Origin of the sequence: Neobacillus sp. 204, assembly GCF_046562815.1 — a bacterium.
Lineage (GTDB): Bacteria > Bacillota > Bacilli > Bacillales > Cytobacillaceae > Neobacillus.
On the sequence record NZ_JBJORY010000021.1, the window covers coordinates 23,425 to 37,395 of the forward strand.

A 13,971-nucleotide genomic window follows, 5' to 3' on the forward strand; every position below is an offset into this window, starting at 1 on the left:
ATGGAAAACCTTTTGACGTCTGTAGAAGATCGGAAACTCATCAGGAATGACAAAGCCAATGAAGAAAATAAGGTATCTCTGAAGAAAATAACAATAGGATACTGGTTTTTTACGGGCCTGTTGATAGCATTAATGCTTTTAGGTTCTATTCCTGATATAATGTCTGCCCCTGAAGCAGTTGCTTTATTCAAACATTTAGGGTACCCTGCATACCTTCTTCCCTTTATTGGCGTTGCCAAACTGTTAGGTGTAATAGCGATTCTGATGCCTGGCTTTCCGCGAATTAAGGAATGGGCTTATGCCGGGTTTGTCATCGATTTGACGGGTGCCATGTACTCAACTATAGCAGTGGGCGATCCTTGGGTATTTTTCATTATTGGGTACATTTTGATTGCAGGGTCCTATGTTTTTTACCATAAAAAACGAAATGCCGTTTCATTAAGTAATTCGAAATAACTTAACAAAAATTATTGGGAGGAATGGAAATGTCAAACAACACTATGATTTCAAGGGTGGAGAACGATCGGGTACTTGTGCTGGAGCGGATTTTCGATGCGCCGCGCGACCTCGTGTTCAATATGTTTAAAGACCCCGAGCATCTCAAACGCTGGTGGGGGCCCAGAGGCTGGGAGCTTCCTGTATGCAACGTGGATTTCCGGTCGGGTGGTGTTTGGCACTACTGCATGAAGTGCGTCGATCAAAACCAAGGTGAATTTTTCGGTATGGAATCTTGGGGAAAAGGGGTTTATAAGGAGATTATCGAGCCTGAGAAGATCATCTACGTCGATTTCTTCTCGGATGCCGAAGGCAATACGAATGATGCCATGCCATCGTCTGATGTTACATTGGAATTCATCGATTTGGGCGGCGGTAAGACGAAGCTGATCAACCGTGCTGAATATGCGTCGGCGGAGACCCTCAAGACCGTCACTGACATGGGCATGATGCAAGGAATCACCGAAACTTGGGACCGCCTGGAAGAAGTTCTTCAGCACCTGAAGTAAGGAAATACCACGCGCACGGCAGGCCGGTTCAGTTAAGAAACCAGTATCTATAGTAATGATTAGGAGCATGGAGTATGGTAATTACTTAAACAAGGGAGTGGAAAAATCAATGATTAATAAAGTCGGTCAAATCATGTTGTATGTAAATAACCAAGATGAGGCAGTGAATTTTTGGACAAAAAAAGTAGGGTTTAGTGTAATTTCTGAAGAAAATAACGGTCAAGGAATGAGATGGATTGAAATTGCTCCAACAAATGGCGCAGAAACAAGCATCATTCTGCACAATAAGGAATTCGTTGCTAAAATGTCACCTGGATTAAATCTTGGTACACCTTCGTTAATGTTTTTCTCGGAAAACTTTGATGAATTATATACCGATTTATCCAATAAAAATATCAAAGTCGGTGAAATTGTAAATATGCCTTCTGGTAGGGTATTTAACTTTGCCGATAATGAAGAAAATTACTTTGCAGTCATGGAAAAAAAGTAAACCCACAAAAAAAATAATTAAGTAATTCATACACCGTTCATTGTTGGACGGTGTTTTGAATTTATAGTAATAAAGTTAAACTAATCCTATATATTAATTTTCTATCTTCCTAAATTAATATTAAGCGTCTTATTTCTTATTGAACAAACGGGGGCTTTTCAGGAATAAACAGTGCATATATCCTAGTCGTCTCACTTTTCTCATGTCCCAATTAGCTCTGTATGACTTCAAGAGGTGCACCATTATTCATCAAATGAGTAGCATAGCTGTGTCTCAGCTGGTGCGGATGAATGTTTTTGTTGATTCGTGCTCGACCAGAAATTCGCTTGATGATGTATCTCATTTGGGCAATACTCATTCGATGGGGATACCATTCCGTTACAAAAATAGCTGGATCGCAATCCTGGCGTTGATCAAGGGAGCGTCTAGGCCAAATATCGCAGCGGATATTAAAATAAACTTCCCTTTCTTTTTCCCCTTTTCCTCTAACATCTCACCTATGCTCATTTTGACTTTGCTCAAACATTTGGTTTATTAACATTAGCAGACACTGAAAAGTACGATGATTAACAGAATAAACCATACAACGATTAATACAAAAGTACTGCCGCCATAATCGAAACCGCCACTTAAGCCCCACATATCATTTCACCTCCTATTGGAATATCAGAAGGAAAAAACTCTCACTAGGTATATATATTTCTTAAGATGGATTGGACAATTGTCATAATGGTTAGGACAAAATATGCGTTTTGCTTAAACAATTTCTAAAAATAAAAAAGCGTCTGCAATACATGCAAACGCCTTTTCTGAGGTAATTATATATGTCTGACGGGCTTAATAATAACATATGCACTCAGAATAAAGCTGAATGGGACAAGTGCTGATTATTAAAGCCAAGTCCCTAAGAAGGGCTTTTTTATTTTTATCTTTTGTACGCACAGGTACTTACGAAGAAATAGTAAATAAAACCCACGATATAAAAAAGCATTAACACTAGTTCAATGAGGAGTGTGACTATACCGCAAATAAAAATAATAGCCAAGAAGATACTTAAAATAGGCAAATATCTATTCCTCTTTAAAAATGGACACATACACTATTTTTGAAACAATTTGAGGAGGAGATATAAATGGAAAGAGATTTCTTTGGAAGCGGTATGGGTTATGGAGGTTATCCTGGTTATGGCATGGGTTATGGCGGCTACCCATTCCATCATGGTTATGGTGGTTACCCATTCCATCATGGATATGGCGGCTATCCATTCCATCATGGATATGGCGGATATCCATTCCATCATGGATATGGCGGCTATCCATTTCATCATGGTTATGGCGGCTGCTGCTAGAGATGGTTCTTGCTAGACTATTAAATTAAAATTAGTTAATTTTGCACATGACGTTAAGTTAAAAATGAACATTTGTCTTATCGGGGGATTTTTCCACCTATCCTGCTATTTATGTCGGGAAAAACCGTTTTAACAGATGTGACAGTAGTGCAAAACAACGATATAGTATTGGATGTGGAAGCAGCTGTTAAGATCATGGTAAACGCACAAAATAGGTGATAAATGGGTTAAACAGGCTAATCAATAATATGAAAAAAGAGCAAATGGGATTAGCCTGTTTGCTCTTTTTAAGATTCCCAACTGCCTTTTTATTGAACTGACTGTTGATTTAACGAAAAACCAGTGCTGTCTAAGTGGCAGCTTTTTCTTATTCAAGTAACGAAGCAGGTTAATTAAAGAAGGAAAAACAGTAAACAAGGAGGATATTTTAAATTAATAGACGGTTCGGTATCGTGTTCAGGAAGGGAAAAGAAATCCAAATGAAATCTAAAAAATCCGTTATTATATATGATATTATCTTTCTTGTCTTACTTTGGGGATATGGATTGTATCGATTGTTTGTGAAAAATGATGAAGTAATGGTTATTATAATTCCATTATTTACCTATTTGTTATTTAGAAAAATAAAGCAAAAACCATAATTCCTTATTGAAGTAACGAAGCAGGTTAGTGCAATAATAATCCATCTTATTTTGTTATAATGGAAATAAAATCTTAACTATTATTGGAGATAAAATGTTTAAGAAAATTAAGGCTTGGGCGAGGAATTTAAAACGGCAGATATTCATTCTTTACTGTGCTTATAAAGATGAAAGAGTACCTTGGTATGCTAAATTATTTACGGCTTGTGTTGTAGCTTATGCATTCAGCCCGATTGACCTAATACCTGATTTTATACCCATTCTTGGCTACTTAGACGATGTAATTCTCGTTCCATTAGGGATAATGATTGCGTTAAGGATGGTACCAAAGAGTGTAATATCTGACTGTGAAGTTAAGGCAGAAGAAATGATGAAAAACGGTAAGCCGAAGAATTGGATAGTCGGTTCAATAATAGTATTGATTTGGGGTTTAATTATAATTTGGGCTATTATAAAAATTTATACCTTCTTCAGTTAACGGGTGCAAGAGTTTAAAATCAGTGGCTACTTCGGCAGCTTTTTGTGCGACGGGCAGTCGCATAGAGTGTTGACTCAGTCAACACTCTTCTTTTCTTTATCTAACAGAGACGTCATTTCGATGAAACGACTGGTTGAGGATAACGAATTTGAATCCAAGATGGTGAAAATCCATACCCGAGGAGACTGACCTAGCTCGGGAAGCTTAATCTAGGGCAACATCGTGAGGTGTAGTCTGAAGGAGATGCGGAAAATTGAGAGATCCGTAGGCGAATAAGTAGACCCTAATGCAATAAGTGTGAAGCACGGCGGCGGGATAAGTTGGCAACTTTTCGAAAAGTAAGGAAGCCCACTCATTAGGCATTTTCTTTAGAAGTCAGAACGAGAAAATGTGACTTATTACGTGATGGTGCAGGGTATGCTTAGAAGGGAAATGTGATGACCCCGTGAGAACTCCACCTTACCGAACAGGCAGGGTTCTAGTCTATAAGGGTAATCCAAATGATGAAGAACTGGTGGAGTAGTCAGACATTCTCATAGTACGGGAGAACTTGATGACCATAACATCAAGTGAACGGAAGGGGAGTGACCTATAGCTCCAAGTCATGAACAAGATGTAATGCCAACAATCATGTTACTGCGGTAAAACCGTTTGAATATACATCAAGGAAAGGCGTGGAATACGCAATGAATCAAGAGTGGAAATTTAAATTACACAGTGTTTTGGACAAATATTGTTTGACCGAAAACTAACTCAAAGCTTCGAACAGGTAAAAGCAAACAAAGGAGCAGGCGGAATTAACGGAGAAACAATAGAAGCTATGACGCTAAATTAGAAGAAAACGTCATGGTACTTCTAGATAAATTAAGGTCAAAGACCTGTAAAGCTCAACCAGTCTGAAGAGTATACATTCCAAAGATTGAACAATGGCTGAAAGCAGGACACATGGAAGAGGTATATTTTACTTAAAAACTGTATGCTATAAAAACTAAGCATTCTTATTATATAAACAATAACATGAATGTAGGATTTTTTTCATACTATATTTTTGGGGTGATAAAATGCCAAGAGTAAATTATCGAAGTCATGAATTAGACGAAATGGCAAGGATGATGAGAGCAGAGGCCGAGGGTGAAGGAAAACAAGGTATGCTATATGTTGGAAATGTAATAGTGAATCGTGCAGTAGCAACCTGTCTAGACTTCAAAGATGTAAGAACGATTCATGATGTAATATTTCAAATTCAAGGAGGAAATTATTCTTTTGAAGCAGTTCAAAAAGGAAATGTTTTTTATCAAAGATCAAGAACATCTGAAAGAAGATTAGCAAAACAAAATTTGAATTATTGGAGAGATCACCCAGCGAAATTTGCACTATGGTATTTTAATCCACATGCTCCATGTCCTCCAACATGGTACGGTCAACCTCATTCTGGTCAATTTAAAGAACATTGTTTTTATGAACCAAAACCTGGAACATGTGCTAGTGTTTATAGCGGTTAAGCTTACTCTTTGAGTAAGCTTTTTTACATATTTAAAATTTTACACAAAATTAAATAAAAACTTTTAATAATAGTTTTTATCCAAGAAAGAAAGATTGTGAAATATTGTACTTAAGCTAACGGGTGCAAGAGTTATAGATGGAGATCGCTGCGGCGATCCTTACTGAAACACAATTGTAGAGTAATAGAAAAGGTGAAACACTAGTAGGTGCTCACCCTTGTCCTCCTTAAAGGTAACCTTTTCCCCTTATACAAGAGGCTTTTCAATTAAAGTAGCAAATTCAAGCTCATGGACATGTCCATCATCTAGGGTAGTGATACCTTTGACAAAGTGTACATGCTTACCATTGCCAACTGGGATAGCAGGACCTGTTTGTATTCCTACCTCATGATGATGATCTAAAAAGTCGGTATTAGTTAATATTACATGTACATGACTATCACCCTTTGGAATTACTTCACTTGTAACCCCTGCAAAACGATGATTATGTCTGTCCTCTCCTTCTTCAGCTAATTTGGTACTTGCCAAAAATTCATGAACATGCGTTTGTTCTGATTCTTCAGAATTTGTTTTTTTGTTAGACTGCTCTTCTTTTTGAGATTTTTTTCTTTCATAATTTTCTCTTCCCTTTTGAGCTTTACTCATAAAATGGAACCCCCTTTTAAATTAGAGTACTGTTAATAATATTAGTAATGGTAAGGTTTTATGAAAAAAAGATTTTTCCACCCCTTGGATAGGCATGACGAAGGAATGAGAGGGCAAATAACCCGTTGAGACATGGGAGGGAAAGCCTCCAGGGGCGGCGTGGAGATGTACATTATATGGTAAAATATGGAGTAATAGCTAACTCCTTTATTTAACTATACCTTCACGAAGCCAAATGATCTGAATTTATTCCATTTACCAGTCATTCTATTTATATGGGTTATGAAAACCTGCGAATAAGTGAGCATTCAAGAGATATTCGTATCAAACTGAGGGAGTTGAATAGTAAAGGAAGAATATGACAATAAAAAGGTGTTTTAATCGTAAATGGAGAATGTTTTATTAGGAGAAAAATTAAGGAGTTGGGTTAACTAATGAAATTAAATTCAAATGGGGAATTGAAAAGTTGGGGCAAATCGTTGTTCATTGCATTTGGAGTAGCATTTGTTGTAAGAACATTCCTATTTACACCATACGTAGTAGATGGTGCTTCAATGGAACCTACGCTACATAATCAGGAAAAAATCTTTGTAAACAAATTAAATTTGACAGATAGTTTTAGTAGAGGAGAAATTGTCATTATTAAAGGGAAGGAAGCAAACTATGTAAAAAGAATCATCGGACTTCCAGGAGATACCGTTTTAATGAAAAATGATAATTTATTTATTAATGGTATTTTATTCAAAGAACCCTATCTTTCACAAAATCGTGAACTTGCTAAACAAATGGGTAGTCAATTAACTGGCGACTTTGGACCAATTACAGTACCTAAAAACAAATTTTTTGTTATGGGTGATAATAGATTAAAAAGTAAGGATAGTCGTAATGGCTTAGGGTACTTCACAAAAGAAGAAATAGTAGGGCAAAGTGAGTTTGTTTTTTTCCCATTCTCACAAATTAGAGATACAGAGTAATTTTTCTTTAGCTAACGGGTACTAGAGTTTATGTACTTATTTTAACATATATTGGGTTATTTCCCATTTAACCTTGTGATAATTTATTCAAATAACGGGTGCAAGAGTAAACATGGGAGTTGCTGCGGCAGTTCTTTTTCTTGTTCCACTGATGGGCAGAATAATATGGAAGGGATTTTCTTAATTCAGGAGGAATTATGAAACATTGAAAATGGAATAACACAGCCAGAGGAGTACTACAAAAATCGTTAGTTTTTTATTCAACTACGGGTGCGATAGTTCAATTAGAAGTTAAAAAAATCAGCCTGTATCAATGTTTACTTGGTAATCGATGATACAGGCCTTAATTATCGGAATTTTATTGTACTTATATATTTAACTTTAGGGTCCTTCTTATTTATAATTTAAATTCTATACCGTTTTCTATATAAATTGTGTTTTGTAAGCCGGTTTGGTTTACCAGATATTCAAATACACTTTTTGCAGTGCTCCTGATTAACACTCTCAGAGCTAAGTTGTCAAACACTCGTGCATAGCAGCGGATTATCAACGTATCATTTTCTTTAAACAGATGAAAATAGACGGTTTCTTTCTGTATTTTTGAAAAACTGTGTATAAATAGATATTCATCTGTTGGTTCGATTCCTTTTATCAAAAGTTTTTTTTGAACTATTCGTTTTATTTCCGCGATTTGTTTCTTTGATAAATTTATTCTCATACCAGCTTCACCATCTTATTTTTTGATCTGCATTCTGTATTCCATCTGTATTTATTATACGAAAGTGCGAGTTCACTGTCACAAAAAGGAAACGATACCTTTTTTCATTGTTGAGTAGTTAAAACATCAATTTTATTCCTCTATCGGTTAATTCATTTCAATAAACGAGTCTTTTATTATATAGGGGTAAATTATAATCCCTTAAATTCATATTTGATGTAAAAAGCGAAGTAATTATTTATAATTCAAATTTCGGTCTATTTCTTAAACTTGATATCGGTTTTTATAGCAAGATCTTTGGCAGAGACTATTTCAGTCTCTGTCTTTTTTATGGTTTGAAACCAACTAAATCTAAAGTCTGATATAAAGATCAAGCCCGAGCACAATTATAAAGGCCTTAGAAAAAAGGTAATATGAAATCCAGATACAACAAGTACCCTGCGGGGGTACCACAAAATTTTACGGTATTACCCAAAAATCGTGCGGTTTTTATCATGGTCAAACTAAGTAAAATGAAACACAAGGGTATTCAATAACAAATAACCACATTTTGGAGGTAGAAAATGATATTTGTTCAGGATGTATCAAAAGTTTATTTATTGGAGTCGGGAGATTTTGTCGCGTTAAAGAATAACAACATTCATATCCGGAGGAGGAATTTAAAATGAAAAGGTTAGTGGTTCGTTTAGCAGTTTATGTATTGATTTTCATTGTGTTTGTGGGGGGAATCGGGTTCTATGGCGTTAAACGTCATCAAAAAGATTTTTACTTTAACGTCCGCCATGAGCCAGTTCCTTCGCTACATGGAGTGAATATCCCTCAATACGATCCCAATAAACCTACAGTAGCAGTCGTATTAGCGGATTCAAGTATACCAACCGAAGACTTTGATTTTCTTATTCCCTACGAACTGCTGTCGATGACAGATGCTTATAATGTATACGCCGTTGCACCGGACAAAAACGTGAAGTCCTTATCAGGCGGACTGGATGTAATACCGCATTACTCTTATAAAGAACTGGATAACTTATTAAATAAAAGTCCAGATATTATTGTGGTCCCTTTTATGCCTGGAGTAGATGATCAGAAATATCAACCAACTCGCGAATGGATTCAACAACATTCCAGCAGTAACACCACCACTTTTTTAAGCATTTGTGGTGGGTCGCAGAATCTTGCCGATGCAGGTTTATTAAAAGGGAAATCAGCTACCTCACACTGGCAATCCTTACCAATATTAATGAAGCAATATCCTGATACACATTGGAAAGAGGATGTGAGGTATGTTCACGAGGGAAATACCTTAACTTCAGCTGGTCAAAGCGCAGGTATCGATGCAGTACTTCACCTGATATCTCAGAAACTAGGAGAACCCGCGGCTGCAAAAATATCTAAGGAAATTAGTTATCCTTCTTACCACTTCGTTCAAAATCCAAAAGTAGACCACCCTTTTTACGTGGATATAAAATTTGCAACATATTGGCTAAATCTTGGATTCCATTGGAATAAGAAACAAATGGGGGTACTTCTGTATAAAGATATGGATGAAATAGCTTTATCTTCTATATTTGATTCTTATGGTGACACCGGAACGACACAAGTCTTGACCGTTTCTAGTTCAGATGCACCGATTACTACGAAACATCATCTAAATATACTAGCTAGACATCAAATATCTAATGCTCCAAAATTAGACAAAATGATCATACCAGGTGGCGACTCAAAATCACTAGCGGCAGCAGATGTAAGACTTTGGCGTGAAAAGGGTAATGCTAATGAGACCCTCTTTATTCATAGTGATACACCAAACAGATATGTATTCGAAGCACCATTAGAAGACTTAGCTAAACAAGAAGACCTTTTAACTGCCAATCACGCTGTAAAACGATTTGAATATCATTCGAATGGTATCCATCTTGAGGGCAAACCATTTCCTCTTGAAACTTACGGCAATGTACTTCTAATCGGCTTACTAGCTTTGTTTGTAATCTTCTGTATTGACAGACAATTCATTATGAAGAAACCAATTTTTAAATCGTATAAAGAAGCGAACTAATCATTACCGCCTTTGGGCGGATACAGTTTGTGAAGAATTGTAGTTAAACTTGGCAAAAATTTTTAGATTGAGCTGCCGTTATGGCAGCTTATATTTTTGGATCTAATTTATCATTTGTCCGAAGTTCATAAAGTTATTGAAAATATAGATGATTTTTTATGAAACAACAAATCAGTGGATGTGATTACATTTGAAATGCTTTTCGGGTATGTAGAAGGGAATCCGACCTATGAAGCTGTGTGGGGCATCTTAATTTATTTTTTTATACCCTGGTATGGGACAAACTTGGAACGGGGAAGGATAGAGGTAAGGAGGCGATTAGTAAATGGCTACATTCGAAGTTTTGTCCTTGATGCTTAGTTTTGGCATGTTTGTAATCGCTGTTTTGAAATTTCACGATAAAGATAAGAATTCCTGAACACGTCGTAAGGGGCGTGTTATTTTTTTGCCCCTGGAACGGGAGACGTTTTACAAAAAAACCGCTAGAAAACAATTCTAGCGGGCATTTTTGTATTAACGGAAAGTTCCACCAAATTGTTGTTCAGCCATTCTTACTAAGCGTTTTGTAATTTCCCCACCAACAGAACCGTTGGCTCTTGAAGATGTTTCGGCTCCTAGCTGCACACCAAATTCCTGTGCAATTTCATACTTCATTTGTTCAAGGGCTTGTTCTGCTCCTGAAACTACAAGCTGATTGTTATTGTTGCTTCGTGCCATATTGTTTCATCTCCTATAGGATAATATGTTTACATTATTATATTGGAAATAGATAGGTTAGATTATTCCTAACATAGAGTTGGTAAGTTTTGGATACGCTTTTGGATTTTAAATGACTGTATTCAACAAAATGCGGTCTAATACTTTTTCAGTAATTGGCATAAAGTAATTAAGTATTAGCCCCCCTAAACAAACGGTTAATAGCGTTCCAACGCCAATTGGTCCATTTAAAATCATTGCTATTATCAAGAATACGAGGTAAATGAATGTTCTCGAAAAATATATATTTGTTCTAGTTAATTCTTGTATGATTAAGGTTAATCGGTCAATTGGAATCGGTGCAAAATTTGTGTGTAAATATGTTGCAGTTCCTAATCCCATAGCAACTAAGCCGATTCCAAAACAAACAACTTTACTGTACCATAGTTCAGGTGTGATCAAATTGTGCAATAAAAAAAGCCACATATCAATACCAATACCTGTTATAAATGCTGTTAACAGCCCCAAAACTTCTGGTCTTTGTCTTTTTAAAAATGAATTACAACATATTAATAGTAAAGCTATTATTATTTCCCAACTTCCCACAGTAAGCCCCACATTTATGGACAGTCCTACCAAAAGTGCATCAAAAGGTGAAGTTCCAAGGTCTGATTGTATAGTGAAAGAAATACCAAGGGTTAATATTAAAATTCCGAATACATAAAAAACATATTTCACTTTACTCGACCTCTTTATCATTATTTTTTTGTTGCAAATGCAACAAAGTTAGGTTAAATTTAATATATATCCTTTTTATTGCATTTGCAACAAAAATATGTGCTAAGGAGTTAATTATGAAGGAAATTCTTCGTGAAATTGGAATGATAGCAAGGGCATTAGATTCTATAAGTAATATAGAATTTAAAGAATATGACCTTACAAAAGGGCAGTATTTGTACCTGGTGCGAATATGTGAAAACCCAGGAATCATTCAAGAAAAGTTAGCTGAGATGATAAAAGTAGATCGAACAACAGCAGCTCGTGCTATAAAAAAACTTGAAATGAATGGCTTTATTGAAAAGAAAGAAGATCAACATAACAAAAAAATTAAAAAACTCTTTTCAACAGAGAAAGGGAAAAATGTTTTTCCTTTTATTAAAAGAGAAAATGATTATTCTAATATCGTTGCATTAGAGGGATTTTCTGAAAGAGAAGTAGAAACCATTTTCAATCTTCTTCAAAGAGTAAGAAAAAATATAGAAAAAGACTGGGAATTTGTAAAAAAGGGAAACAAGAGAAATTATTGATTATATAAAGGAGCGACATATTTAAATGACTATAAATATAAAAAAGTGCACCCTTGAAGACTTATGCATACTTCAAGAAATTAGTTATGAAACATTTAATGAGACATTTAAGCATCAGAATTCACCTGAAAATATGAATGCCTATTTGGAAAAGGCATTTAACTTAAAACAATTAGAAAAAGAATTGTGCAATATTTCTTCGGAATTCTTTTTTGTTTATTTTAACAATGAAATCGCTGGATATTTAAAGGTTAACACCAATGATGCTCAGTCAGAAGAAATGGGTAATGAATCACTTGAAATCGAGAGGATTTATATAAAGAACAAATTTCAAAAACATGGGCTTGGTAAATATCTGCTAAATAAAGCTATGGAAATTGCGATGGAACGTAATAAAAAGAAAATCTGGCTGGGTGTATGGGAAAAAAATGAAAATGCTATTGGCTTTTATAAAAAAATAGGGTTTGTTCAAACAGGAGCCCACTCTTTTTATATGGGTGATGAAGAACAAATGGATTTTATAATGACCAAAACACTTATATAACTTTTCAGAAAAGGTGGATAATTATGTATATACCTAAATATTTTAAGGTCACAGATGTTAATGAAATTTTGGAATTTGTTCAAACAAACTCTTTTGGCACGATTGTCACAACAGAACAAGGGAAACCAATTGCTACTCATTTGCCATTGCAGTTAATTAAAGAAGGAGATACTTACTACATAACGGGGCATATGGCTTATGGGAACCCTCAATGGAGAACATTCGAGACCTGTCAAGATGTATTGGTTATGTTCCAAGGACCACACGCTTATATCTCTTCTTCCTGGTATGAAGAGGAAAATGTCCCGACATGGAACTATCAAGCTGTACATGTATATGGTACAGCCGGGATTTTGGACGAAGAAGAGTTAAAACAAGACCTTACTATGTTGCTGCAAAAATACGAAAAACACCGTAAGAATCCAGTTCTATGGGATAAGCTCTCTCCTCAGTTATTAGAAAAACAACTAAAAGGTATTGTGGGATTTAAGATTAAAGTACAAGAAATTCAAGCTGCTAATAAACTAAGTCAAAATCGTAATGAAAAGGACTACCATAACATCGTTAATAAACTCTTTGAAGAAAAAGATTTGAATTCTCAACAAATGGCACAATTGATGGAGAGGAAGTTAAAAAAGGACCAATAAGTATTATGTTTCTTTTTATAAGATTTTTTCTTTATTTGATGAAGTTTGTCAAGAAGCGTACTTAAATGATAAATAATTTTTTCAAAAGGAGAAAACAGAGGAACCCGAAATGTACCTCTGTTTTTTTTATAAAATATTAAGACTAGCCTTAAGAAGGAAACCTATCTAATTGAGAAGAAATACTATCTTATAAACAAAGGGGATGATGATTTGAACTTTCGGACAATTGATATAGAGAAAGATAAGGATGTGATTATTAAATTCAGAAAAGATTCTTATGTTGTAAGTTTTGGATCTGATGAAGGTTTTGGGGATGAAATTGCTTACATTAATCGGATTAAAGAAAGAGTCGATAAATTCCCAGATGGACAGGTAATCATTGAAAAAGACAATTTACCAATTGGGCAATTGGAACTGCAAATTCGGGAATTTGCTGGGAAAGAAATTGGATATGTAAATTTATTTTACCTGATTCAGGATTATCGTGGAAAAGGTCTTGGAAAGGATTTAATACGTTACGCAGAAGCTTTCTTCAGAAAATCAAATGTGAATGAATATCATTTACGAGTTTCTCCTGATAATCAGAGAGCCATTCGTTTATATACTAAATCTGGAATGGAGAAGGTAGGTGAAGAGGTTGAAAAGTATCTGGTATTAAGAATGAGAAAGGTATTGTAGCCTAAAAAGCAAAATAGTTCTTTCTTCGTTCACTAAAAACACAAGATTATCCCTTGGGGGATTGAGATATATATTTTATATACCAATCCTCCCATCCTTTATTGGTGCGTTGTTGTTTCATCCATTTGAATACAGCCTTTTCACAAATCTTTATACACAAGACGACTTAGGTGCAGGAATTCTTATGATTATGATTGCCTTTCCCCACTGGGGTGCTATGATAATATCCTTTTTGTTGGCGGA

General features: G+C 35.3%; 18 protein-coding genes and 1 pseudogene. 14 read left to right on the forward strand and 5 right to left on the reverse strand.

What is annotated here, in order from left to right; genetic code table 11:
- From ACJ004_RS27225 to ACJ004_RS27235, 3 genes are all read left to right on the forward strand, one after another.
- The gene (locus tag ACJ004_RS27225) at positions 1 to 456 is read left to right on the forward strand and encodes a DoxX family protein (protein ID WP_410896218.1); all 456 of its coding nucleotides are present in this window, start codon (positions 1 to 3) and stop codon (positions 454 to 456) included.
- Between the two features lie 29 nt (positions 457 to 485).
- Positions 486 to 1,004 (forward strand): SRPBCC domain-containing protein, encoded by a 519-nt coding sequence (locus ACJ004_RS27230; protein ID WP_410896219.1) that lies wholly within the window; start codon positions 486 to 488, stop codon positions 1,002 to 1,004.
- A gap of 109 nt (positions 1,005 to 1,113) precedes the next feature.
- Positions 1,114 to 1,494 (forward strand): VOC family protein, encoded by a 381-nt coding sequence (locus ACJ004_RS27235; protein WP_410896220.1) that lies wholly within the window; start codon positions 1,114 to 1,116, stop codon positions 1,492 to 1,494.
- 214 nt (positions 1,495 to 1,708) lie between these two features.
- Here ACJ004_RS27235 and ACJ004_RS27240 read toward each other — a convergent pair.
- Positions 1,709 to 1,984: pseudogene (locus ACJ004_RS27240) on the reverse strand (tyrosine-type recombinase/integrase); the annotation flags it as partial.
- A gap of 50 nt (positions 1,985 to 2,034) precedes the next feature.
- Positions 2,035 to 2,136: a YjcZ family sporulation protein gene (locus ACJ004_RS27245; protein ID WP_410896221.1), complete on the reverse strand. Its 102-nt coding sequence runs from the start codon at positions 2,134 to 2,136 to the stop codon at positions 2,035 to 2,037.
- A gap of 490 nt (positions 2,137 to 2,626) precedes the next feature.
- Between ACJ004_RS27245 and ACJ004_RS27250 the strand changes: the two genes are divergently transcribed.
- From ACJ004_RS27250 to ACJ004_RS27260, 3 genes are all read left to right on the forward strand, one after another.
- Positions 2,627 to 2,842, forward strand: a complete 216-nt coding sequence (locus ACJ004_RS27250; protein ID WP_410896222.1) for a hypothetical protein — start codon at positions 2,627 to 2,629, stop codon at positions 2,840 to 2,842.
- A gap of 735 nt (positions 2,843 to 3,577) precedes the next feature.
- The gene (locus tag ACJ004_RS27255; RefSeq protein WP_410896223.1) at positions 3,578 to 3,961 is read left to right on the forward strand and encodes a YkvA family protein; all 384 of its coding nucleotides are present in this window, start codon (positions 3,578 to 3,580) and stop codon (positions 3,959 to 3,961) included.
- 1,061 nt (positions 3,962 to 5,022) lie between these two features.
- Entirely contained in the window at positions 5,023 to 5,463 is a 441-nt protein-coding gene (locus tag ACJ004_RS27260) for a cell wall hydrolase (protein ID WP_410896224.1), read from the forward strand.
- Positions 5,464 to 5,709: 246 nt separating this feature from the next.
- Here ACJ004_RS27260 and ACJ004_RS27265 read toward each other — a convergent pair whose 3' ends face one another.
- The gene (locus tag ACJ004_RS27265) at positions 5,710 to 6,108 is read right to left on the reverse strand and encodes a YmaF family protein (RefSeq protein WP_410896225.1); all 399 of its coding nucleotides are present in this window, start codon (positions 6,106 to 6,108) and stop codon (positions 5,710 to 5,712) included.
- 434 nt (positions 6,109 to 6,542) lie between these two features.
- Here ACJ004_RS27265 and lepB point away from each other — a divergent pair, with 434 nt between their 5' ends.
- The 4 genes from lepB (at position 6,543) to ACJ004_RS27285 (ending at position 10,274) form a co-directional block, all read left to right on the forward strand.
- Positions 6,543 to 7,082: a signal peptidase I gene (gene lepB, locus ACJ004_RS27270; protein ID WP_410896226.1), complete on the forward strand. Its 540-nt coding sequence runs from the start codon at positions 6,543 to 6,545 to the stop codon at positions 7,080 to 7,082.
- Positions 7,083 to 8,464: 1,382 nt separating this feature from the next.
- Positions 8,465 to 9,856 carry a DJ-1/PfpI family protein gene (locus ACJ004_RS27275; RefSeq protein ID WP_410896227.1) on the forward strand — a complete coding sequence of 464 codons (1,392 nt, stop codon included), beginning with the start codon at positions 8,465 to 8,467 and terminating at the stop codon, positions 9,854 to 9,856.
- A 174-nt stretch (positions 9,857 to 10,030) separates the two neighbouring features.
- Positions 10,031 to 10,216, forward strand: a complete 186-nt coding sequence (locus ACJ004_RS27280) for a hypothetical protein (protein ID WP_410896268.1) — start codon at positions 10,031 to 10,033, stop codon at positions 10,214 to 10,216.
- Positions 10,209 to 10,274, forward strand: coding sequence for a putative holin-like toxin (locus tag ACJ004_RS27285; protein ID WP_410896267.1), 66 nt, complete (start codon positions 10,209 to 10,211; stop codon positions 10,272 to 10,274). Before ACJ004_RS27280 ends, ACJ004_RS27285 begins: the two co-directional genes overlap by 8 nt.
- Positions 10,275 to 10,369: 95 nt before the next feature.
- Here ACJ004_RS27285 and ACJ004_RS27290 read toward each other — a convergent pair whose 3' ends face one another.
- Together ACJ004_RS27290 and ACJ004_RS27295 are read right to left on the reverse strand one after the other, a co-directional pair.
- Positions 10,370 to 10,573, reverse strand: coding sequence for an alpha/beta-type small acid-soluble spore protein (locus ACJ004_RS27290; RefSeq protein ID WP_410896228.1), 204 nt, complete (start codon positions 10,571 to 10,573; stop codon positions 10,370 to 10,372).
- A gap of 108 nt (positions 10,574 to 10,681) precedes the next feature.
- Positions 10,682 to 11,290, reverse strand: a complete 609-nt coding sequence (locus ACJ004_RS27295; RefSeq protein ID WP_410896229.1) for a YczE/YyaS/YitT family protein — start codon at positions 11,288 to 11,290, stop codon at positions 10,682 to 10,684.
- Positions 11,291 to 11,406: 116 nt separating this feature from the next.
- Between ACJ004_RS27295 and ACJ004_RS27300 the strand changes: the two genes are divergently transcribed.
- The 4 genes from ACJ004_RS27300 to ACJ004_RS27315 all read left to right on the forward strand — a co-directional run bounded on the left by ACJ004_RS27300 (position 11,407) and on the right by ACJ004_RS27315 (position 13,728).
- Positions 11,407 to 11,859, forward strand: a complete 453-nt coding sequence (locus ACJ004_RS27300; RefSeq protein WP_410896230.1) for a MarR family winged helix-turn-helix transcriptional regulator — start codon at positions 11,407 to 11,409, stop codon at positions 11,857 to 11,859.
- A gap of 25 nt (positions 11,860 to 11,884) precedes the next feature.
- Positions 11,885 to 12,403, forward strand: a complete 519-nt coding sequence (gene paiA / locus ACJ004_RS27305; protein WP_410896231.1) for a spermidine/spermine N(1)-acetyltransferase — start codon at positions 11,885 to 11,887, stop codon at positions 12,401 to 12,403.
- 23 nt (positions 12,404 to 12,426) lie between these two features.
- The gene (locus ACJ004_RS27310) at positions 12,427 to 13,050 is read left to right on the forward strand and encodes an FMN-binding negative transcriptional regulator (protein WP_410896232.1); all 624 of its coding nucleotides are present in this window, start codon (positions 12,427 to 12,429) and stop codon (positions 13,048 to 13,050) included.
- Positions 13,051 to 13,260: 210 nt separating this feature from the next.
- Entirely contained in the window at positions 13,261 to 13,728 is a 468-nt protein-coding gene (locus ACJ004_RS27315; RefSeq protein WP_410896233.1) for a GNAT family N-acetyltransferase, read from the forward strand.
- Positions 13,729 to 13,971 lie beyond the last annotated feature (243 nt).